At 59.2% G+C, this 20965-nt stretch carries 19 protein-coding genes and 2 pseudogenes; 10 read left to right on the top strand and 11 right to left on the bottom strand.

Features of this window, described 5'->3' with window-relative positions; genetic code table 11:
- Positions 1-9: 9 nt before the first annotated feature.
- A complete protein-coding gene (gene sctJ / locus NKH71_RS26905) occupies positions 10-765 on the bottom strand; it encodes a type III secretion system inner membrane ring lipoprotein SctJ (RefSeq protein ID WP_352895450.1) in 756 nt (251 codons plus the stop codon).
- 13 nt (positions 766-778) lie between these two features.
- Entirely contained in the window at positions 779-1204 is a 426-nt protein-coding gene (gene sctI / locus NKH71_RS26900) for a type III secretion system inner rod subunit SctI (protein ID WP_352895449.1), read from the bottom strand.
- 32 nt (positions 1205-1236) lie between these two features.
- Between sctI and NKH71_RS26895 the strand changes: the two genes are divergently transcribed.
- From NKH71_RS26895 to NKH71_RS26865, 7 genes are all read left to right on the top strand, one after another.
- The gene (locus tag NKH71_RS26895; RefSeq protein ID WP_352895448.1) at positions 1237-1569 is read left to right on the top strand and encodes a hypothetical protein; all 333 of its coding nucleotides are present in this window, start codon (positions 1237-1239) and stop codon (positions 1567-1569) included.
- Positions 1570-2127: 558 nt separating this feature from the next.
- Entirely contained in the window at positions 2128-2913 is a 786-nt protein-coding gene (locus NKH71_RS26890; protein WP_352895447.1) for a hypothetical protein, read from the top strand.
- 6 nt (positions 2914-2919) lie between these two features.
- A complete protein-coding gene (locus tag NKH71_RS26885; RefSeq protein ID WP_352895446.1) occupies positions 2920-3453 on the top strand; it encodes a SycD/LcrH family type III secretion system chaperone in 534 nt (177 codons plus the stop codon).
- Entirely contained in the window at positions 3446-4453 is a 1008-nt protein-coding gene (sctE, locus tag NKH71_RS26880) for a type III secretion system translocon subunit SseC family protein (RefSeq protein ID WP_352895445.1), read from the top strand. The genes NKH71_RS26885 and sctE overlap by 8 nt, the downstream gene beginning before the upstream one ends.
- Positions 4454-4501: 48 nt before the next feature.
- Positions 4502-5617, top strand: a complete 1116-nt coding sequence (locus NKH71_RS26875) for a hypothetical protein (protein ID WP_258598874.1) — start codon at positions 4502-4504, stop codon at positions 5615-5617.
- Positions 5618-5658: 41 nt separating this feature from the next.
- On the top strand, positions 5659-6189 hold the full coding sequence (locus NKH71_RS26870) for a hypothetical protein (protein ID WP_352895444.1): 531 nt from the start codon (positions 5659-5661) through the stop codon (positions 6187-6189).
- Positions 6190-6493: 304 nt separating this feature from the next.
- Entirely contained in the window at positions 6494-8389 is a 1896-nt protein-coding gene (locus tag NKH71_RS26865) for a secretin GspD/PilQ domain-containing protein (protein ID WP_352895443.1), read from the top strand.
- A gap of 86 nt (positions 8390-8475) precedes the next feature.
- On the opposite strand, the gene NKH71_RS26860 is transcribed toward NKH71_RS26865, so the two are convergent.
- Positions 8476-8673, bottom strand: a complete 198-nt coding sequence (locus NKH71_RS26860) for a hypothetical protein (RefSeq protein WP_352895442.1) — start codon at positions 8671-8673, stop codon at positions 8476-8478.
- Here NKH71_RS26860 and NKH71_RS26855 point away from each other — a divergent pair.
- A complete protein-coding gene (locus NKH71_RS26855; protein ID WP_352895441.1) occupies positions 8657-10507 on the top strand; it encodes a recombinase family protein in 1851 nt (616 codons plus the stop codon). The two genes, NKH71_RS26860 and NKH71_RS26855, sit on opposite strands and share 17 nt — an antisense overlap.
- Before the next feature lie 265 nt (positions 10508-10772).
- On the opposite strand, the pseudogene tnpB reads toward NKH71_RS26855, so the two are convergent.
- From tnpB to NKH71_RS26815, 8 genes and pseudogenes are all read right to left on the bottom strand, one after another.
- Positions 10773-10892, bottom strand: a pseudogene (tnpB, locus tag NKH71_RS26850) (IS66 family insertion sequence element accessory protein TnpB); the annotation flags it as partial.
- A 202-nt stretch (positions 10893-11094) separates the two neighbouring features.
- Complete coding sequence (locus tag NKH71_RS26845) at positions 11095-11364, bottom strand: transposase (protein WP_352895440.1); 270 nt, start codon at positions 11362-11364, stop codon at positions 11095-11097.
- A 2010-nt stretch (positions 11365-13374) separates the two neighbouring features.
- Complete coding sequence (locus NKH71_RS26840) at positions 13375-13527, bottom strand: hypothetical protein (protein WP_352895439.1); 153 nt, start codon at positions 13525-13527, stop codon at positions 13375-13377.
- A gap of 91 nt (positions 13528-13618) precedes the next feature.
- Positions 13619-13920 (bottom strand): annotated as a pseudogene (locus NKH71_RS26835) (IS110 family transposase); the annotation flags it as partial.
- Between the two features lie 156 nt (positions 13921-14076).
- Positions 14077-14328: a hypothetical protein gene (locus NKH71_RS26830; protein ID WP_352895438.1), complete on the bottom strand. Its 252-nt coding sequence runs from the start codon at positions 14326-14328 to the stop codon at positions 14077-14079.
- 533 nt (positions 14329-14861) lie between these two features.
- Positions 14862-16247, bottom strand: coding sequence for a M16 family metallopeptidase (locus tag NKH71_RS26825; protein WP_352895474.1), 1386 nt, complete (start codon positions 16245-16247; stop codon positions 14862-14864).
- Between the two features lie 4 nt (positions 16248-16251).
- Positions 16252-17571 (bottom strand): M16 family metallopeptidase, encoded by a 1320-nt coding sequence (locus NKH71_RS26820; protein WP_352895437.1) that lies wholly within the window; start codon positions 17569-17571, stop codon positions 16252-16254.
- A gap of 351 nt (positions 17572-17922) precedes the next feature.
- Complete coding sequence (locus NKH71_RS26815; RefSeq protein WP_352895436.1) at positions 17923-18468, bottom strand: peptidase M16 family protein; 546 nt, start codon at positions 18466-18468, stop codon at positions 17923-17925.
- A 1544-nt stretch (positions 18469-20012) separates the two neighbouring features.
- Here NKH71_RS26815 and NKH71_RS26810 point away from each other — a divergent pair.
- A complete protein-coding gene (locus NKH71_RS26810) occupies positions 20013-20288 on the top strand; it encodes an efflux RND transporter periplasmic adaptor subunit (protein WP_352895435.1) in 276 nt (91 codons plus the stop codon).
- Positions 20289-20807: 519 nt separating this feature from the next.
- The gene (locus tag NKH71_RS33535) at positions 20808-20963 is read left to right on the top strand and encodes a hypothetical protein (RefSeq protein ID WP_502900422.1); all 156 of its coding nucleotides are present in this window, start codon (positions 20808-20810) and stop codon (positions 20961-20963) included.
- The last annotated feature ends 2 nt before the right edge of the window (positions 20964-20965 follow it).

The raw sequence follows: 20965 nt of genomic DNA, 5'->3' as shown, positions 1-20965 counted from the left end.
ACTGAGCCGCTATGCAGATGTCTGACGGGGGCGACGCCATAGCAGGAACGCGAGGACGCCATTGCCGATTAGCAATACCGCTATGCCGCATACAAGCCCGATCACCAGATGGGGTGGTGCGCTACTATGTTGTGACGTGACAACGGGCGTTCTATCGACGGAACGCAATGCATTATCCTGGCTTGCCTCTACGAGGACGACGGAGACCCTTTCATAGGATAGGCCTGCCAAGCTGTTTGCGACGAGCTCCTTGATTTTTGGTACCATCTGATCGACCGTAGTGCCGGGTGTGTAACGGACAAGCACAGCAGCGCTCGAGGGGAAGGACGGTCGTCGATCGTCACTCGCCTCTTCGGGTGACACCACATGGACCCGGGCATTGAGCACGCCATCGAAGATGGACAGGGTCCGCGACAGCTCCTGTGTGATGCCATAAATGTAACGCACACGCTCTTCTGTCGGGGATGAGATCATGCCTTCATTCTTGAAAAGACTGCCCATATCGGCGTAGGGGTCGTGAGGCAGTCCGGCGCCGTTCAACACTTCCATGGCAGGGGGAACATCCCTAATATCTACTGACAACGAGGCAGTGCCGCTGTTGTCTGTCGTTTTTTCGGCATAGATGCGTTGACTCATGAGCAGTGCGAGCATTTCGTTCGCTTCGTGCGCCGGAAGATCGCGATACAGCTCGAGCTTCGATTCGCAGCTCCCCAGCGTCAACAACAAGAGAAGTGTCGCCAGCCGCTTCAAGACAAAGTCACCCATCCATCAGCGTAGATCATTGGTTTCTCAGGAAATTGTCCAGGCTCTGCGTGGCCTTTCCGACCACCTTTGCCAACATGTCGCACTCCAGGGACAAAGCTGAGAGCGCGAGCTGTGCGTTCAGCCAGTCGCCTGAGTGGATTTCTTCCATGCCCGCTGTGCTATGAGCGGCTTCCACGGCGTGGGTAAAGCTGGCGCTTAGCTTCTCCATGCTGCTGAGGATGGCGTCTCCCGGTGTCCGGGCGACGCCAGATCCGCGCGCCACCTCGGTCGACTCATCGATTGCATCGGTCGCTGACTGGTCGTGGTGTGGCGACAACTCGGATCGATGGAATTCGGCACGAAAGGCGCCAAGGGATTCAGTCGGTAACTCCGATACAAATGCAGCGTCCGTTGGCAAAACAGACGTCAGCGCGGGTGGGCTGATGCTGCTCACGTTCACCAGATGCCCCTCTCTACAGCATGCCCCACCGAGTGCTTGCCAAAAGCGGCGACGAGTCCATCGACATCAGGATTTCCACCCGGAACCCGTCTGAGTACAGCATCGCGCTCGCTGAGCCGTCCGGCAAGATGGAGAGCCAGCGCCTTGAACGCCAACCCGTATGCATCATTACTATCCGAAAGCGGACGGAGCTGCTCCAGCGCTGCCTCAATATCCCCTCCCGTCAGATCCGCAACGGCGTGAGCGATAACGGACTCCCTACTGCCCGGCGCAAGAGCGCTAAGTCCTTTCGCAATCCGTCTTGCCCGCACTACGTCGTTCGAGATGCAAGCCAAGAATGCCGCTTCGGCAAGTTTTCGCCGTAAGCCGACCCCGATCTCAGTGCTACTCTCGGATGATACAGATGTACACCAAGGAGACATCGTATATCGAACTCCCTTTCTCCGCCGTTTGCGCGCATTTCCGGTGACTATTCCATCGGGCTACGGACCGTTCTGACCTGCCTGAACCTCTTCATCGCTCCCGAACACGGCTCCTTAACTTACATCCGGGACGGCCAATCAATACGGTGGCGGCCACTTCGATAAAGGGTTTGCCAACTGGTAAGCACGCATAAGAATCATATCTCTCACCGCCTATGTTGTTCCGTACAACTCCACGCACAAATACAAATTACATATGCAACCATAGTTTCTTCCTATGGCACTGAACGGGAAAGCGTGTTCCTCATCCATCACATTGTCTCCGCTGCCATCGCGCGTTCTTATGTATGCATATTGTTATAATATTGGTCGTTCTGTGAGCCTTAAGCTATTGAATACTACTGCTGCATCTATGGTGATCCATCGGTGGGAACTGGGGCGCAAACGCCATCAAGTCACTGACGGTAAAGTTCTCGCCTTGAGCAAGAAGGGAATGAGGGCGTGACGCCAACATCGACAGAGCATGTCATGTCAGTGGCCTTGGGGCACTTGTTGAAGAGTTCAGATCGTTTTTCCGCCTCGTCCGTGGGTGTGGCGCGTGTTGAGCTTGCCGTCGACGATGTTGGGATCGTTCTTGAGGCGACAGGCCTACGATCGGCGCGACTAATCAGCAGGATTGCAAAGACACTGCCGGACAATGAAGGGGAGATCCGTGAATTGCTCGGAGCGAACCTGCTTTGCTGTGTTTCCGCCCAGGTGGCGCTCTGTGCTGATCGAGGCGGTGCTCTGCTCCTGTGGGCTGACATTGATAATGTCGATGGCGATCGGACGGTTGTAAGAGAACAAATGACGTCATTCTGTAATGCGGTTATTTATTGGGATGGAATCTCCCGTCGGCATCGCAGCGTTAAGCAGTCGCTGCTCTCCAGGGATCAAAACTTCGCCCGCGACCTCGATGTTCATTGGCGCAATGCCTGCGATCCCGCGGATCAACGTACGGATGGCAAAGATGTCGATAGGACGCTGGAGATTGCGCGGCAAACGATCGCGCAGGTGGAGAGCTTTCTGAGAAAAGGTCGGGAACAGCTCGGGCGTCAAGCTGAGCTCTTCGGCGACTATGCCACCACCGACGATGTCATTTCCGCGTTCGTTGAGGCTCAACACGAGGGTTTTCGGCAAGCTTACACATGTGAGCGGCAGGCGGTGCTGAGGGACGTCATGACTCCCATGTCCAATCAGCTGCCGGTACGTGCGCCGCGCGTCAAGCCCATGCGGCAGATGGTCTGAGGCGTGATGCAGAAGGTAGAGGAGCTAGTAACGAGCGGGGCCGAAGTGAACACTACTGAGGCGGGACGGTTGGCGCGGCTTACCGAAGAGATCATCGCAGGGCGTACGGATCTGGCGGCTGCCGTTGGGATCACGGATGACGAACTCGAGGCGCTCTACGCGCTCGGCCATCGATTCTATTCCGCCGGTAGATACAACGACGCGCTGAGTTTCTTTCGTTTTTTATGCATGCACCGGTACGTCGACCCGAGATTTTGGTTCGGATTCGGTGCTGCCTGTCAGATGTTGGGTGATTCCGCCAATGCCGTGCGGGCCTATGGACTGGCTGCGCTGCTGAACGACAACGATCCGCAGATCCCTCTACGCGCTGCGAAATGTCTCATCAAGCTCGGTCAGCAGGCAGCAGCTGTGGACGCGCTTGACAGCGTGTTGGCCCTTAGTGGCGGAAAGCCTGAGCATAAAGCTTTTGCCCAGCGCGCGTCGCTGATGCTGCGCCAGCTCAGGTCTGAAGCAGCGTGTAAAGGAGGCACCAATGCATAACGTGCGCATGACGGAACCGATCAGCGGAATGGTACTAGAATCCGGGTTGCTAACTCAGGTCAACGCTCACAATATTTCAGTTAAGCTCGGCAAATTGGGCGCTGAACTTGCGCTGCCACCAGTGTCTGGCGGCGCTCCAGCGTTGGATGCCGCCCCAACGCTACCACCACCACCACGCTCCTTTGATGCGATGGAACTGGCCGCGAAGTTTCTAGCCCTCAAGATAAAGATGGCAGATGCTCAGGCTGCCGGGGGTATGAATGATATAGGGCACCGAGGGGAACTGCAGAAGCAGCAGAACGAGAAGATCGCCCGAAACATTACCGATGCGGCGGAGAAGTTGAGGAAGGCGAAGAAGAGTTCGAACATCTTGAAGGTGTTTGGATGGATTGCGGTCGCGCTGTCGGTGGTAACGGCAGTGGTCACCGGCGGAGTTCTCGCCTTTTCGGTCGCAGCAGTGGGAGTGGCCGTGGGGACCCTGACCGAGACGGGCCTCATTGATAAGATGACGAAGGCTATTGCGAAGAGCCTCATCGAAGACCAAGGGATAGCGCAAGAGAAGGCCAATCAGCTGGCCACTCTCATTACATGTTTCATTGTTCTTGCTTGTTCGCTGGCTACCGTGGGTGGTGCCACTACCCTGTCTGGGAAGGCGGCGAGCACTACCATTAAGATTACAAGCCAGAGCGATAGGGTAGTAAAGATTAGCGCGACAAGTCAGCGCCTTGCGACAGCGGCTTTGGCAGGCGAAGCCACTGCTTCCCTAGCCGCGTCCTTGGCAGGAATAGCGAGCGGTGTCCAGATGCGGCAGGCGACGGACGCCCGAGCGGAAACATTGGACATCAGGAAATTCCTCGCCAAGCTGGCCCAACTTCAAGAGGACGAAATGGCGCGCATCCAGGAATTGGTTGTCGGCATCAAGACCATGACGCAAAGAGTTGTCGATGCCATCGAGGAGCAGTGTCGATCCGCGTCAACCGTCATACGGCATATCGGCTGACGAGCGATAATAGCTGTCCAGACCTACCAGAACGCTAGGAGAGTATGCATGCTACACACTGTCGTACAAGCAAACGACAGTCGCGGCCCTCGTCTGCCGGGCGGGGATTTGGATGAACATTGGCCCTTTTTGCCTATGTCCGCGACGTCTAATGGCATGGGTGTGAGGTACGGCGAACTGATAACAACACCGGCCGATCTTTTCAAGTTGGCATCGGCCGGTTCGCCAACGCTGGCAGACATCGTCGTCCAAAACAAGGGTGCCGAAACCGGTCTGGGAGCACGGCTCGCCTCGGTCGATATATATGCAGTTGGTGCGTTGCTGCACAGCCTCAGTCTGAAGTTGCGGGAATCTGCAAGACTGGACCGGCAGGCCGCGCGTGACTGCGATATTGCCGCACAGGAAGCTGCCGCCAAGGCGCTTCGCGCCTCTGGGATATGTGAACTGGTCGGCACGCTCCTAACCTCGGCCTTCGCGATAGCCGGTGCGGGCGTCAGTATTATGGGCGCGAGCAAAGCACAGACTCGCTTCGATGCGAAGCTCAGCGGTTTGAACGGACCGGGTTTTCGGGCCGCAGAGCCATCTCCGAAGGCCAGCCAACCGCCCGCCGTTGACCAGAATAGGATCTACAGAGCGCTTCGCGCTTCTGGGATACGTGAGCTGGTCGGCACGCTCCTAACCTCCGCCTTCGCGATAGCCGGTGCGCGCGTGAGCACTAAGGGCGCGAGCAAAGCACGGACTCGCCTCGATGCGAAGCTCAGCGGTTCAAAGGAAGCGAGTTTCCGGGCTGACCTGCAGCAGCCTGAACCGAAGCTGGTCCCAGAGCCATCCCTACAGGCTAGCCAGCCACCCCCCGTTGACCTGACTAGGATCTACAAAGCCCAGCAAGTCGCCCACGAGACGACCATGATCTGGAGCGGCCTCGCCACGGGCATGAACGAGGTCGGTAAGATCCCAGGTGCCGCATTCAAAATGGGGGCAACCGGTGAGCAGGAGAAAAAGGCAAAGCTGGAAGCGGAGGGTACCAAGATGCGCTCTCGCGCCGACGACGAGAGTGAATTCAAGTTAGCGTATGAAAAGATGATCCAGGATGTTCTGGAAAAGCTTTCCGAAGTGAGACGCGCGGACGCTGACACGAGGAGCAAGATCGTCAACATGGGGTGAGAGCAGGAACAAGGTAATCTGCGCAGGAAAGGCCAGTGGCAATGTCAAACGTGATCCCCCCAAATCAACTTTCTCGCGATGCGTCCAATATCCCCCGGGCCGGGGGCGACTTGAGCGCGTTGGCACTGCTAGTCCAGATAGAACGGTTTAGTCTTCTTGAGGATCAAGTTAGAGATGAATTCGACGACATGCAGAAGCGGAACGATTGGCTAAAGACCGCGAACTCCGCTCTGGCCGCGCTACGCGCTAACCGGCCTGACGACAAGGGAATACGGTCGTATGGCGAGTTTGTGGACGCGCACGGCGAGACCCAGAATACCCATCAGTGGATGCTCGCGAACGGCATCGCTATCGAGCAGAAAGCAGGCGATACCTCCGGTGTTCAGTCGGATTTCGATGCCGCTACCTCCAACTTGAAGGCGCGCATCGATACCGAAAATAGCGAATCGCAGATGGCGCTCATTCGCCTGCAGTCTCTATTGGACAAAGTAAATCGGTGTGTTGAACTCGCGACCAACTTGGTGGCCAAGGATGGCAAGGCCAAGGAGAACATCATCGCCAATATCAGGTAATGAGCGGATTGGTTGCCGAGGCGGACAGGATAAAAATCCCCGGTTCGCGAATCTAAGCTGAGAGAGAGGGCTGTGTGTACGGATGGCCATTACTGGCAGGGATACTGCATTACTTTGTCTATCCTGTTTACTATTACCTCTATGGGGGTGCTACGGCGGTGGTACGATTGCCGAGCGTGGGATTTTGCTGAATTCGCCGTCCTTCGTCCCGTCCGATTCCGCTCATGTGCGAGAAACTAGCGGGCCTCAGAGTCGAGGCTTCGAAGTGCCCGGGCAGAGGCCGGCGCAGCCAGTCGCAGCCACAGTGGAACGGAAGCTGCCGGTGGTATCGGATAGCAGGCGCGTAAGCCTCGACTATTCCAATGCGGACATCCGCCAAGTCGCGCAGGATGTCGTACGCGACGTTATGGGCATGCCCGTTACCATCGATCCTGGAGTTGGAGGGAAAATGACCCTTCATACAGCCCGCCAGGTGCCCGCGAGTGAGGTGCCACGGCTGCTCGATAAAGCACTGGCGCCACATGGCTATGGACTGGCTGCAGGAGATCAAGGAGTTCGGGTAGGGCGCTTGGTCGACCTCGCCGGCGGCGTGCAGAGCAACGTTCAAGTTATTCCTGTGCGGTATGTAGATCCGGCTGAGGTCATCGGGGTAATCCGACCGAACTTGGAGGAGGGTGTGCATCTTACGCCAGCGCCCGGAGGGAGGGGGATTGTTGTCAGTGGGCCGCCCGGATCCGTGAGTTCTGTGCGGGAACTGGTCGGCCTTTTTGACACCGACGCTATGCTTCACAAGTCATTCGCGCTGTATAAGCTGTATCGAGCGAGCCCGGCCGACATTGAGCGAGAACTCAGTTTGCTGTTTACGAAGAATGGCCAGGACAGAGTCCTTGTCCAATTTGCGGCGTTAGAGCGACTGAATGGTATCCTTGTTGTGGCAGAAGATTCTGCAGCTCTCAAGCAGGTCCGCCGAGCGATCATCAAACTGGATAGTTCGTCGGAGGCGACGGCTAACATTCACGTGCGCCCACTGCAGTACCGGCGGGCTTCGGAAATGGCCCAGGTGCTGGCGCAAACGTTCGGCGCTGACGCGATCAGTGCCGTCTCGCGTGCACAGCCTGCGGGAAGGTTCGGGAACCTATCCGTGGGAAGTGGCGCATCCAATCAAGCAAGCCTGCCGGTAAATGTGCCAGGGTTGCCGGCCGAAATGCCCGATTCGAATGTCCCGAGTACACATCCGGTGGACGAAAGGGGGATGTCACCGAACCGCCTAGGCCTCTCGGCGCCGGTGCGTATCCAGGCGGACCAAGGACAGAACGCGCTGGTAGTGCTGGCAGCACCGCACGACTACAAGATCGTGGAGGCCGCGATCCGTCAGCTCGACGTCAAGCCTCGACAGGTTCTCATCCAAGCCATCATCGCCGAGGTGCGGCTGAACGATAGTCTGCGCTACGGGGTGGACTATCTTCTCTCCACCAGGAGCTTGGGAGCAGTTCCAAATGGTTTGTCGTATGTGTTTCCCAGCACGGACGTCAACATCGTGTTAAATGGGTTAAGCGCGCTTGGGGAGGTTAAGGTTGTATCGGCTCCTCGCATTCTGGCGGTCGACAATCAAACCGCCACGATCCAGGTGGGCGATCAGGTCCCGATCCTCGTCCGATCATCCCAATCTAACATGAGCGAAAACTCACCCGTTGTGAGCGACGTCGAGATGCGCGACACAGGGGTGATCTTGGCTGTTACGCCCAGAATTGGTGCCGGTGGGAGCATAACACTCGATACATTTGAGGAGGTCAGCACCGGCAACAGGAACACGCTTACCAATGTTCAATCCCCGATGATTTCGATGCGTCGCCTCCAGAGTACCGTATCGGTACGAAACGGCGACACCATCGCTATCGGCGGGTTAATGCAAGATAGCACCAACCAAGCCAATTCTGGGGTTCCTGTGCTGAAGGACATTCCGCTTTTAGGAGGACTGTTCCGCAGCACCGAACAGGTCAAGGAACGGACCGAGCTCTTGATATTGCTTAACCCGCGGGTGGTTGACAGTGACGCTGACGCAAGAGCACGGACCCAGGAATTGCGTGAAAGGTTCGAGTCGCTGGCCCCCGACCTGGGCCGCCGGCTAACGCCGAGGCCAAGGCCGATCTCGCCGCATGGCTTTCGATCAGGTAGACGAGCACGTCGATCGAGCAGCTGAGCCACAAAAATCGCCTCCCAGAATTCGCCTCAGCAACTGTGCGGGTCCTGCCGATCCAATCGCAGACGAGCGCGACAGCATTTTTGTCATCTGTTGCCGCAAACTAGGGCCGGATAGCGCTTTTCGACAATCGCGCGCAGCTCATCCTGCAGCTGGAGCGTCAAATTCCTCATCCGCCAGTGGGCAAAAACACAAAGGGACTGGTCGAGACATTGGCCGACCTTCTGCTGGAAGCGCTGGCGGCCGAAGCGGATCAGGGAGGCGGTGATGAACCCGAAGATCACGCCTGATCACCTCGCCCGCTCGGCGGTAGTTTACGTTCGTCAATCGACCATGTCGCAAGTGACGGGCAATCTGGAAAGTCAGCGCCGGCAGTATGACCTGGCGGGAGCCGCAGAAGCGGTCGGCTTTGCATCGGTGACGGTGATCGACGACGATCTTGGCCGCTCGGGGTCCGGCCTGATGCAGCGACCCGGCTTTGAGCGGCTTGTCGCCATGGTCTGCTCCGGCGATGTCGGTGCGGTCTATTGCATCGAGGCGTCACGACTGGCGCGTAACGGACGGGACTGGCATCATCTGATTGACTTGTGCGCGCTGGCCGGCACGCTGGTCGTCGATCCGGATGGCGCATACGATCCGCGGCTCGTCAACGACCGCCTGCTGCTTGGGCTGAAGGGAACGATGTCGGAATACGAACTGAGCCTGATGCGACAGCGCGGCATCGCCGCCCGTGACTCCAAGGCCAAGCGTGGGGAGTTCCGCTTCATGCTTCCGCCAGGCTTCTGCTGGAGCGAGGTCGATAAGGTCGAGATCGATCCTGACGAGCACGTGGCCGACACCATCCGGCTGGTCTTCGCGAAGTTCCGCGAGTTGGGCAGCGCGCGGCAGGTCTTCTTATGGCTGCGATCGGCAGACATTAAAATGCCCGTGGTCCGGCGCAATGTCGAGGTTTGCAAACTCGTCTGGAAGCCTCCCGCCTACCACAGTGTCATGCAGATTCTTCACAATCCGCTTTATGGCGGCGCCTACGCATTCGGCAGAACGGCGCAGCGGACACGGATTGTCGAGGGGCGCGCCCGTAAGGCCAGCGGCTTCAGGAAGTCTCGCGACGAATGGCATGTGTTGTTGCGTGACAATCATCCTGGTTACATCAGCTGGCAGGAATACGAGGAGAATCAGAAGCTCCTGCTCGAGAACGCGCATATGAAGAAGAACTGCGCGCGCAAATCTGCACGTGGAGGCCGCGCCCTGCTCACGGGATTGATGCGTTGTGGGCCATGCGGACGAATGATGCGCGTCTTCTATGGCATGGCGAAAGGCAACGCCCATCGCTACCAGTGCCGCGGCGATGATGCCCATGTCGGCGCTGGCCTGTGCATCGGCATTGGCGGTCTGCGGATTGATCGCGCCGTCGCCCTGCAGATCCTAGAAGCCGTCTCCGATCGTGCCGTGGAAGCCGCGATCTTTGCTTCGGAGCAGGCCGAGCGTTCGCGAAAGGACATCGTTGCCGCCGTCGAGCGGGAGCTGGAAGCGGCCCGATACGATGCCTCGCTGGCCGGGCGTCGTTACGAACTGGTCGACCCCGCCAAGCGCCATGTCGCACGCGAACTCGAGGCTCGCTGGAACGATGCGTTGGACCGCGTGGCCACACTGGAGCGCCGGATCGCGGAGCTGTCGGCTCTGTCGGCGACACGCCCAAAGGTCGATCGCGCCCGTTTGCTTCAGCTTGCCCATGATCTACCGGCGGTATGGAATGCACCCTCAACCGACACTCGGACCAAGCAGCGCCTTATCCATATCCTGGTTCAGGAGATCGTATGTGATCTCGATGAGGTGACCAACGAAGCCGTGCTGCTGATCCATTGGACCGGCGGGCGTCACACCGAGGTGCGTGTTGCCCGCGTCAAGACCGGCCGTTGTCCAGATATGGCGCCGAGCGCCGTCGAAGCACTGCGCAAACTCGCCGGACACTGGCCGGACGCGAGCTTGCCGTATCGCTCAACCGGATGCGCTGCAAGACCGGCGATGGCGAGACCTGGACGACGGTGCGCGTGCGCGAAATGCGCGAGCGGCTCGGCATACCCGGATACGATCCAGCCAAGGCTGATGGCGAAATGATCAGTCTGATGAAAGCCGCCGAACGGCTTGGCATCTGCGTCGGGTCCGCGACAAGCTTGGCTCTCAAGGGCATCCTGCCGGCGAAACAGATTCTGCCGGTTCGCCCTGGCTGGTCCCGGTTGAAGCACTCGCTTCAGAAGCGGTGCGCATAGGGGTGCAAGGTATCGTCGCTCGTCGACCGAAGTTCTACGGGCAATATCAATACGACAAAGTCGTCCGCCTGCTCGGACTCTGACAAGGGGATGCATTATGAAACGAACTGCGCCCGCTTGGCCCGGAACACGTAGACCGCGCCCGAGAATGGATCCGCGCCCATCGCCTCGCGCACGAGCGCTGCCAGACCTTCCGCTCCCTTGCGGAAGTCGACCGGCTTCGTCGCCACCATGACCTTGACCGCTCCCGTTGGCCCGATCACGACGTTGCCCTCAGCGCACGGATCACCGCTGCAACCGTCTTCGAATCCGCCCCACGACCCACCCGCATTGCGATGCCGTCGATCTCGAGCTCGATCACACCAGCGTCTCGAGCCGGCTCCCGCTTTCTTGGCTGTGGCCGATGCTTCGCCGCAGGCTTCGGAGGCGCTGCGGTCACCACCGCCGGCACGAACATGGACTCCAATATTGCTGCCTCCCCCATCGGCCGGCGAGCAGCCCGACGCAAGTGAACAATTGCTGCGGGGAAAGCCCATACCGGCGTGCCACAGCACAAACCGTCTCGCCCGCCTCGTAGCTCTCCGCCACTATCCGGGCCTTCTCCTCCGGCGGCCACTCACGCCGCCGACCCGAACCAGTGGAGATCTCCAGCCGACGGACCGGCTCCTCGTCCCTGGACTTAAGCGTAAACTCTGAAATCGTCATATGTCGAAGCCCTCAAAGGCCTCGAACATCGTCCCTTACATCCACGCGCGAAAGGTGCCGCCGGGACAGCGCTTACGCTTTTCGCGTTTCGTGTTTGAAAGCAGAGCCATGTCTTCCGCCTACTCTCCGCCGCAATGACCATCTCCACCTGCAGGGCCAGCAAGCGATGCGTAAGCGGGAAGCTGCGGCGGTCCAGCTCGGGCTATTCGGGCGTCGATGTCGCTGATGCCAGCCGTTGACGATGCGCTCGAGGTCAGCCAGTGTGCCGGATCGGACCTAGTTCATTTGGTGATTATGGCGACCGCCGAACTATGCCGAGCCCCTTCCGATCTGGCGGTGTGGATCGCTTCTCCCGCCAGAGCCGCCCGTCGCCCGGTCGAGTGTATTCGGAGGTCGCTTGTGTGCCCGATCTGCGAATCCCCGCAAGCAGGTTCTTCGGATGCCGCCCATACAGAGATATTTCCTTTCGAGGTACTCGCCCAGGGCGGGAACCAATACGGAAGGCCGATAGATGCTACCAGACCGTGCTAGACGAGTAGCAAGGACATCACGGAATTATGGCGAGTATCTCTACGACGAAAGGAAGACGGGGAGGTTCCGATGGTCCCAGCGAAATTGGAGGCATCCGCGAGATGTTTCGGGGTCCCTGATACGCGACCGACGGCCCTGACGTCATTATTCACCGTACAGCAATATTGAGGTTCCGGCGAATATTCGCTAATTACCCCAATGCTCACTGAGCAGGAAACCGGTAAAAATGCTGACTTTGGAGCGTTACAGGTTCGAGGAAGAAGCCATCGAGAGGCTCGTTGAGCCCCTCCGATCGCTGCCGAACGCCAATGCCCGCCCGACAGGCTCGCACTTGGCAATCCACGGAGGGGACCAACGGCATCGACGCCGAAATCGAGTTCAGCACTGGCCGCAAAACCTACCTTCTCGTCGTCGAAATTAAGAGGGTCCGTCTTTCCGCGCGATTCCCAGCAAGTCCTTTGGCAGATCGGCCGATACGTGGATGCAGCAGCGCAGCCGGGAACAAGCAACAGATCGTGCCCTTGCTGGCTACGGGTTCTATATCACCCGGTGCCAAGGATCTCCTGAGGAGCGAGAATTGCGGGTTCTTTGACCTCGGCGGAAGCCTTTTCATTCCCGCGCGCGGCGCCTACGTCTACATCGAAAGACCGCCACCGAAGACGCTTCAGAAATCGGTACACAGTCTGTTCAAAGGCAAGCGGTCGCAAGTGCGTTCGAACCGCACCGTACGCACCCGCGATCAAGGATGGTGACATTCCGGTCGAGCTGATCGCCTCCGGTACCGCTGAATGGGCGCAGCGCACCGTTGCCGTGGCTGCCGGAGAATATCTAGAGGCGCGCCGCGAGGAACGAAGGAGAGAAGCTGCCGAACTGGCGGAAGAGCTACAAGGTTTCCCCCTTCGCTGGAGAAAGCACTGTCGCTTGTGCCGGCGCGTACCTTCAGCAGCCGACCCCTGAACTGTACCCGATACTCGGGATAGAACCCCGCACGCCAGAGCGCCGCAACGCCGTCGTGGCGGTTACCGCAAGGGATAACAATGGGCAGGACTTGCCCATTGATTGGCCTTACTCGCTGGCGTGGTTCCTCGACCGTTACGGGAGCGCTACAGAAGCCGCGCCTTGACGGGCCACTGACCGAATGCGCAACGCGTATGATTGCGCTCGGCGCTGGTGAAGGCGATGCGGCAGCATCGGTTGAAGACATCGGCTACGAACTCTGGCGCTGTTCGCGAAGCGCAAAACTTGTCGGCGCTCTGCGGCGCGAAATAGCGGTCCTCACCGATCGCCTTGTGCGCCGCCGGAATGTTGAGAGCTATTGGACCGAACCAGAGAAGAGGTCCCCCGGCCCGGCGTTCGCGCCACGGCCCTGCGGGCCGCCGACGAGGTGAAGGGCCATTTCTAACTTTCGCGTATCTGACATACGGGAAAGTTAGGATGGGCGGCTCCAAAACCCTAGAGGCTCTAACTTTCGCGTGTTTCTTAGACGAGAAAGTTGGAATCCTGTCGTGCGTGCCAGGCGGAAGTCTCGTCCACGGCGTCGATGAACTCCCGGCCGTCGGCGAAGAAGGCATCACCGGCGTTCACCGGAAGGAAAGGATCCGTATAGACGCGGGCGCCTGAGGTGGGGGTCAAGCTCAGCGGCCGGCAAACTCTGGATGCGCTGCGCAGACCAGCTGGTCGATCAGGCGCGATCTCGCGCCTTGCCGGTCAAGCCCAAAGCGTAGGCGGCGTCGACGACATGGCTTTCGATACCCTCAGCTCCCGGATTCGATCCATCCAGAAGCCGTCGAGACCCGCGTCCTGAATGACCACAACCGCAAAGTGAAGGCCGATCCGCGACTGTGCCTTGCCCTGAAGCTGGGCAAAGCGTGCCAGCAGTACCGTGATTTCGCCGCCGCGTACCGGATGTTTCGACATCTTCTCCCCGCTGCCCGGCGACAGCGAAGTGATCAACCAGGTCGATTTACTGAGACAGAAATCCAAGATCGCACCAAGATCAGTGCGATAGCGGCAGTCGCCGCAGATCGATCGGCTACAACACGCATGATTGACCTCCACAGAGTTGTTGGTCAGCAACCCCACTCTGCCAGAGCGCAGGTCGCTATCCACCACCGGTCATGGGATTTTTGATGGGGCAGACTTTCGAGAAGCTGGAGCGCTGGGCGCGGTGAACAGCGACCATCATTTTCGCTTCCTCTTGACTTCTTCGGGGCAGGGGAGGTCGTTCCATGCTTCAGAGAGACGATCGGCAGCCCGAGAAGCCCAATCGAGCTTGCAGGCGATCTCCACGGCCTGCTCAGGCGTGCCGCCGAACTCCAGAACAGCCTGCGCCTGCTGGGCGCCGGAGCCGATCGCGAAATAGGGATTGGACAGCATCCCGGTTAGCGTCCAGCCGGCGTGGGCGATCTGGAGCGCACCCGTCGGGATGAACAACCAGGAGATTGACGTCGCCGCGACCCACGCCGTCTGGCGTGTTCTGGGTGTCTGCGCCGGCTGCAAACCAGTCCAGAATCGCCTCACACGCGCCAACCCTGTCGCTAGAGGCGCCAATCAGCCGTCCATCGGGCAGACGGCGGATTTTCCGTATCCGACATGACCGGTAGGCGCGACTGTCGGCGGCCATCACGCCGTCCTTGTAGGCGATGGTAGTCATTCGAGCAGCCTCGCTTCGTCGACCTTGGTCATGGCGGCACCAACCGAGCGCGCAATGTCGAAAGTACGACCCCGCCGGCGATGCCCGGGCGGTCAGTTCCTACGGCAAGCGATGTCGCTATGCGCCGCCTTGATCGCGCCGTCAAAGGCGCCGCCCGCCGGCGTCTCTCTTGGACCTGCGAACGGGCCTCCGCGTAAGACCACGAGCAATGAGAGAGGGCGATTCCCCAGCTATTGAGTCGATGTGGGCGCCAGCCTGGATCATCGCCCCTCGATGGTGCAGAAGTCGTTCAGAAAATTACTTTAGAGCGAGATTATTCACCGTCATCGGACCCCGCGAGCCGCGGGCCAACGCCCATAATGGCGGGCTTGGCCGAAAGCAGCTTCTTCGCCGCCGCCCTGACCTGGTCGAGCGTCACCTTTTCGATGAGGGCCGGGCGGCGCTGGATGTAGTCTATGCCGAGCTTGTCGAGCTGCAACTCGACAAGCGTGGCCGAAATCGAGCTAGAGGAACCCAGATTGTGGATAGCATAGGCGCCGATCAGATACTTCTTGCTCGCTTCGAGCTCGGCCGCTGTTGGCCCTGTGTCCACCAGCTCCTTGATTACTTGGCTTATCAGGTCGAGCGTCTCGGCCGCCCTGTCGGAGCGCGTCGACGTGGTCACGACAAGCGTGTTGGAATGCTGGTAGTCTTCCAAGCTAGAGGAGACACCGTAGGCAAGGCCGCGCTTTTCGCGCACTTCCTTGAACAGGCGTGAGGTAAATGGCGACCCTCCGAGTATATCGTTTATCAGCTGCGCGGCATAGAATTCCGGGTCGCTGCGTCCGACGCCGGGAAAAACCAGCTGGAGCGAAGTCTGGGGCAGGTCGTATGCGACCAACATCCGCCGGCCGAGCTCTGGGGTGACATCAGGCACCGGGGCGAGCGCCTGCTTCTGAGGCAAATCGCCGAACAACTGGTCGAGCCTTGCGCTCAGGGCCTTGGCATCAATGTCGCCGACGACCGCCACGTGTAGCCCGTCACGACCGAAAGCGGATTTGTAGAAGGCGCTTAGATCGGCGGGCGTTATGCGGGCGAGGCTTTGCTTGGTGCCCTCGTCTGGCCTCGAATACGGATGCGTGCCGTAGAGTCTGCGGCGCCATGCAAGCTCAGCGATCGCGTGAGGTTCACGCTCGTTGGTGATGATGCCGGAGAGAAGCTGGTCGCGGATGCGGTCAACGGGCTCCTGATCGAAGCGAGGCCTGTTCACCGCTAGCCTGAACAGATCGAAAGCGGCGTCCTCGCGCTCGGAAAGCAGGCGTATCGAGCCATAGATGCCGTCACGCCGCGCGTCGAAGCTCATCTCAGCCCCGGCATCGTCGAGCTGCACCTGAAAGGTGTCGCTGTCGTAATCGCCGGCGCCCTCGTCGAACAAGCCAGTCATCAAATTGGCAAGCCCCTCCTTACCGACCGGGTCCTGGGTGGTGCCGCCGTCGAAGACCAAGCGGAGCGTGACGATCGGCAGCGTATGGTCCTCCACCAGCCAGGCCGTGATCCCCTTTTCAGATTTCACCTCCTGGATGTTCACCGCAGCACGGGCGGTGAGCGCCGGCAGGATGAGGAAGAAAATTGCAAGGGGAAGGACGGCCAGCCAGGCCCTCCATCCTGCAACAGGAGAGGGCAACGCTTGTGCAACGGCGCTGCGGAGTTGGTTTGTCATCACATCAATTCTCCTTGGGCAAGAGATAGCCAGTGGTCGAAAAGTCGGACACGAGATAGCGGGCGGCAACGGCCTTAACCTGATCGGCGGTGACCTTGCGGATGCGGTCCGGCCATTCCTCGACGTCTTTCACATTGCCGCCGGTGGCAAGCGTGGAGCCATACATGTTGGCGATGGAGTCCTGCTCGTCGCGGGCGAAGATTACCGACCGGACATAGCGTTCTTTCACCTTGTCCAACTCCTCACTGGTGACGCCGTCCCTGGCGATGCGGGCGATCTCGGCGTCGACCACGGCCTCAATATCGGCAAGCTTGGCGTCGCCGCGCGGCGAGCCGTGGATGCTGAAATGGGTGGCATCCAGCATGGTGCCCTCGAAATAGACGCCGACGGCGGCGGCGATGCTTTGCTTGGCGACGAGCGTCTGGTAGAGCCGGCTGCGGTTGCCCCCGCCGAGAATCTGGGCCAGCAGGTCCAGCGCCTCGGCTTCGCCGGGCTCAGCGGTGCGATAGGACGGCACTACCCAATGTCTGGAGAAGAAGGGGACCGAAACGCGGCCATCGCTCAGCGTCAATGTGCGCCTGGTGTTCTGCACCGGCTCAGACGGGCGGTCGCGTGGCGGCAGATCCGGTCCACGCGGGACCTTGCCATAGGTCTTCTCGGCCAGCGTCTTCACCCTTTCCGGCTCGACGTCGCCTGCCACCACCAGTACGGCGTTGTTCGGCCGGTAGTAATTGTCATAAAAGGCCACGGCGTCGGTGCGATTCAACTTTTCGATCTCGTGCATCCAGCCGATCACCGGAATTCGGTAGGGTTGGCTCTGCCACAGCGTGGTGACGACCTCCTCGTCGAGCACCGCCTCCGGATCGTTGTCGATTCTCAAGCGGCGCTCCTCCATGACCACGTCCCGCTCCGTGTTGATGACATCATCCGTGAGGGTGAGGTTGCGCATGCGGTCAGCCTCGAAGCTCATCATCTGCTCCAATGCCGAGGGCGCCACTATTTCGTAGAAGGCAGTATAGTCATAGGAAGTGAAGGCGTTGTGCGAGCCGCCGATCTCGGCCACGGCGCGGTTCAACTCGCCGGCGGCGTGATTGGCCGTCGCCTTGAACATCAGATGCTCGAAAAAATGCGCGATGCCGGATTTCCCGGGCGGCTCGTCGGCGCTGCCGATCTTGTACCACACCATATGGGTGACGATCGGCGAGCGGCGATCGGGGATGACGACCACCTCCATGCCGTTGTCGAGCAGGAAATTCGTTGCCTTGATCTCATTGGTGGCCGCCAGAACCGGAGCGGTGGTCACGAAGGCCAGCGCGGTCGCCAAAAGTGACCCGCGCAGCCAGCCAGACCGTAGGTTTACTGAGGGCTTCTGTTGTCGTGACCGGCCGATGGGGAATGTTTGAGGCAAAGTGAGTTGTCCCTTATTTTGAAGTTGCTGCATGCTCGTCGACCTTAGTGGGAGAAAAGTGGGTCGGTGGGCAGCCCCGAGCCGGCCATCAGCATGTTGCCATGCCTGACTTGAGCGTCATCTTTGAGTGAATCTGGGAAACGTGAGGCGGCATTTTTTGGGGGATCATGGGACGACTCTCCTCGGTCCGTGACGTGTTTGGGATGACCGCGCACGAACCATGCCAAACGAGAAATCAGTTTCGGCAATGTGATTAATCGGACTCTGCTATGTCGCGTCTCCGACATTGTCGGACATTGGACACCGTGAATGGGAAGCGCTTGCCGCTTCAACATATCTTCCCGTCATCGCGGTATGGGTGGTGACCGCCGGCAAGATGAGGAGAAAATTCACGACGAAAAAGATCGCCAGCCGAGTGGCGCTCGGGGTGTTCCCTTCCCAAGAATAGAAGCAGGCAAAGCTTGTGAAAACGCACCGCGGTATTGGCTCGCGATCACGTGAATTCTCAGTATTGGGCAAGAGAGAGACGGTGGTGGAATCGTCGGGCACGAGATAGCCGGCTGCAACGGCCGTGACCCGATTGGCGGTGAGCTTGCGGATACGGTCCCGCCATTCCTTGAGTTCTCGCGCTTTGCGGCCAGTGGTAAGGGCCGACCCGTACATCTTGGCGACATAGCCCAGCTCGTCGGGAGCAGAGGTCTTCGAGCGGACATAGAGGTCCTTAACTTGTTCGATAGTCGCCGGTGACGTCGTCCGGCCGGACGGGTCGATCTCGGCGTAGACGGCCGCTTCTAGATCGGGCGAACTCGGCATTGCGGCGCGGCGAGCCTTAGCTGACGAACTTGGTGACATCCTGCATGCCGCCTTCCCGAAGCGCGCCATCCTCAATGGCGACGGCCACTTTTACCACCTACTGTGGTAGAGCCTCCTTGCCTTACTGACAGAACCTGACGCTACGCTGAACCCCGTGGCGCAAATGTCCGGAGGCTTTCAGGCTGCTGTCAGCTACGAGTGTCAGAAGGGCCGTGATTGCAACAACCGATTAGAAGGCCAGTTATGAATGCCATCCTGATCTCGGCACTTTTTATTAATGTGCCCACCGTCGGCGCTGCACTGGCCGGCGGAAATCCGATCTTGGGATCGCCGAATGGCAACCGCGCCAAGCCGTGCTGACTAAGCTTGAAGCGGACCGAAGGCAGCTCCGTCGATTAAGACGGAAGACGGCTGGTCCGATGCCGTCGAGTCGAAGGGGCGCTAGGTCGAAACGCACTTCGACCGCAAAACTTCGCGCGTGTGGGTGGTGCCGTCGAAGACAGCTAAGGGGTAAAGCGATGCGCCACCACCAGAGTCTTGAAGCCCTGTGTCAGGATTGTTCCACTGTAGCCTCGAGGCCAGTCTTGTGGCCTATCCTTTGTCTTACAAAGTATAATCGGCATGAGTGGGCTGGCCATGCAGCCGCGGCCTCATCATCGAAATGCCGCCTTATTCATTCGCCCGCGATGCGAAGGATGCACTCTCATGTTCTGAGTGCATGATCTTCAAGCGTGAAGCGCGCTATCTCGGCCAAAATCCATTGGGAACATCGAAGGTGACTGCCTTGCTGACCCTAGACAGCACTCGTGGCAACACCGGCTGGCTACACGACAGCCTTCGAGCATCCAAAAGGGCGGCTTGCGGATCTCATGCCGGCTCAAATTGCTATCGGGGTGCGCTCAGAAGCGTCAGTCACAGCAAGAACCTCGTTCGTGCCAATGACCACTCAGATGTATGCGCGCCCAAGCGTGCGTCGCTTGACAGGAAACCGTACCCGGAATGCGACCAAAGCAAACGTCCAAAATTCGCAATTGCATCAGAAGGAGCGTTGTTCCGGCGAGCCTTCTCCTCGGTCCGCTCGCGTTAGCCCTGGGCCTGCTGCTGCTAACTGCCTCGGAAAGGGACAGTGAATGCTCGCCCGGTGCTTCACTATCATCTTCATCGCCGCGTGTCGGCGCTCGGAACCATGCTTTCCGCGCGGGTTGCGACTTCTCAGCAGAACAGCTCTTGCCGGAGCCCATTCCCGGTTCAAGTCGGTAGGTGAGAGTCAATCGCGCTTACGTCGCACGACACGGCAAAAACAATGTCATCTGAGAGCGGAGTGAGCGTTGCTGAAGGGTAAAACAAGGGTGCTTGTCTGGGGCCTAGGGATCGCCCCCGGTGGTGTTTGCGATCGCATCCGAGACCGGAGCTTTCGAACACAAAACGCGCGATCCTGTCCTCACGCAACGCGTGATACTCGGTGCGGTCGAGGAGACCGTCCTTGCTACCGGCGTTTTGGAACCTCTCCGTGAGGTTAAGATTGGCGCCCAAACGCGGGCCAATTGAAGCTGCATGTAAAGCTCGGTCAGGCTGTCAAGTCTGGCGACTTGATCGCCGAAATTGACCCTACGAAAGAGCAGAACAAACTACTAACCGCCCAAGCCAACCTCGCCGGTGCCAACGCGGACCGCAAGCGAGCACGAATACGACTGAAAGATGCCGAATTGGCGTTCCGTAGACATAAGACTCTGAGCCGGAAAAAGGCGGTCTCGGCCGCCGACCTGGAGAAAGCGCAAGCGCCGTTTTTTTGCTCAAGAGGCGGACGTCGAGCAACTTGAAGCGCAGATCCATGAGAAGACGCTCGCGGTTGAGGAGGCTCGCACAACCTTCGACCACACGAAGCTCAGCGCGCCCATGGACGGCGTCGTTGTTGCTGTGCTGGCTAAAGAGGGTCAAACGTTGAACTCAAGCTAGGCCGTGCCCGGGATTGTGATTCTTGCACAGCTCGACGTCATGCGGGTGAAGGTGCAGATTTCGGAAATCGACATGGCCCGGGTAAAGCCAGGTCAGAACCTCCGCTTCACAGTCCTGGGGGACACGCGAGTCCCTATTTCAGGCGTACTGGAAGAGATAGAGCCTGCGCCTCCGTCGATTGCTGATGATCTCAGCCCGAGCTCCAGAACAGGCGCGGAAACCCAAGCGTCAGCAGTCTACTACAACGGCCTCTTTTCCACACCGAACCCGGAAGGGCGGCTTCGGCCAACGCCTTGGTAACGATTATTTCCGGCCAGGCCGAGAACGTAACGCTCGTAGCATGGTCGGCTCTGACGGAGGCCGATGCGCAAAGTCGCTACCGCGTGCAGGTTCGCACGCCAACCGGCGAACTCACCGAGCGCCTGGTGACAATAGGTTTGACCGGCAAGATCAAGGCGCAGGTACTCGATGGCCTCTGTGTCGGTGATGAAGTTGTCATGCCTGCCGTCGGAAAGGGAACCGATGTTGGGCCGCGGTGATG

It is taken from the genome of Mesorhizobium sp. M0983 (genome assembly GCF_040318975.1).
Lineage (GTDB): Bacteria > Pseudomonadota > Alphaproteobacteria > Rhizobiales > Rhizobiaceae > Mesorhizobium.
Note: the sequence above shows the minus strand (reverse complement) of the source record. Positions and strands in the feature narration are given on the sequence as shown.